This window comes from Roseisolibacter sp. H3M3-2, from assembly GCF_029211165.1.
Classification (GTDB): Bacteria; Gemmatimonadota; Gemmatimonadetes; order Gemmatimonadales; family Gemmatimonadaceae; genus Roseisolibacter.
This window is the reverse complement of the sequence record NZ_JARGEK010000635.1, coordinates 1-1,404: the sequence shown is the minus strand read 5'-3', so window position 1 is coordinate 1,404 and position 1,404 is coordinate 1. Positions and strand designations below refer to the sequence as shown.

Annotated in this window: 1 protein-coding gene; it reads right to left on the bottom strand. The window is 80.8% G+C overall.

Features of this window, described 5'->3' with window-relative positions; genetic code table 11:
* On the bottom strand, positions 1–1,404 hold a 1,404-nt coding region (locus PYV61_RS25290; protein ID WP_275836655.1), incomplete at both ends, for a hypothetical protein.

Below are 1,404 nucleotides of genomic sequence, written 5' to 3'. Positions count from 1 at the left end.
GGCGGGCGCGGGCGCGCCGCCGCCCGCGCGCAGCGAGTCGCCGAACAGCCAGAGCGTGTCGTCGGCCAGCGCGCGCGCGGAGTCCGCGGCGGCGCGGAAGGCGGAGGAGTCGGTCGCGCGCGTCCAGCTGGCGCTCGCGTCGAGCGCGACCAGCAGCGCGTCCGGCTGCGAGCGACCGCGCAGCGCGTCGAGCGCGCGCGCGCCGAGGAGGGTCACGGCGGCCGCGCGCAGCAACGCGAGCGCCGCCACGGCGGCGTGCGCGCGTGGCGGCGGGACGTAGGCGAGTGCGGCGAGGACGGCGGCGGCGGCCAGCGCGAGCAGCGCGGCGGCCAGCGCGGCCGCGTCGGCCATCGCCGTGGCCGCGAAGTCGCGCGCGTCGTGCAGCAGCCGGTCGAGCGCCGCCGGGTCGAGCCCCGCGTCGCGCACCAGCCCCACCACCTCCAGCAGCGTGCCGAGCGGCGTCGAGGCCGCGCGCAGCCGCGCCACCACCTGCGACAGCAGGACCTTCACCTCGGGGAGCGCGCCCGTGACGTCGGCGCCCGCCCCGACGGCGTCGGCGCGCACCGTCCACCGCTCGCGGTAGGTCGAGAAGGCGCGCGCCTCGTGCAGCACCAGCTCCACGTCGTCGGCGCGCGCCTCGCGCCCGTCGAGCGGGACCCGCACGTGCGCCGACATCCAGCGCACCTCGACGTCGCGCTGCGCCGCGCCGGGGCCGCCCACCAGCCAGCCGTCGTGCACGCCGAGGTGCACGTCCACGCGCACGCCGCGCACCCCCGCCAGCTCCACCGGGTCGCCGGGGCCGTCGCGCGTGACCGACGCCAGCTCCAGCGTCGCGCCGGCGCCCACCAGCAGCCCGCCGAGGTCGAGGTCGAGCACCGGCACGTCGGCGCCGACGTGCAGCGCGGTGATCGGCCCCGGCGCGACCGCCGCGCGCTCGGCGCCGACGCGCGCCGACAGCCCGTCGGCGAACAGCGCGGCGAGCCCGCGCGCGCCGGCGTCCGCGCCCAGCCGCCCGAAGGCGGCGCGCACCACGAGCCCGGCGCGCCGTGGCTCGGCGGCCGCCGACGGGAGCGCGCCCGTCGCCGCCTCGGCGGTCGGCAGCGCGTCCTCCTCCGCCCGCAGCGCCTCGGCGCGCGCGTCGCGCAGCCGCGTCACCACCAGCGGCGTCGTCTCGAACGCCAGCAGCTTCTCGGGCCACCGTGCGATGCCGGGGCGCACCAGCCGCGCCAGGAACCGCACGGCGTCGGCCAGCGCGCCGGCGAGCGGCGCGTCCGGCGACGCGTCGCTCCACGGCGTGCCGACGGTGAGCACGTGGCTCACCGCGGCGGCGGCGTTGGCGTCGCGCGCCGCCGCCGCGCCGCCGGCGCCGTACGCAAGTCGGAGGCCAAGCGGTCTTAGGAAGAC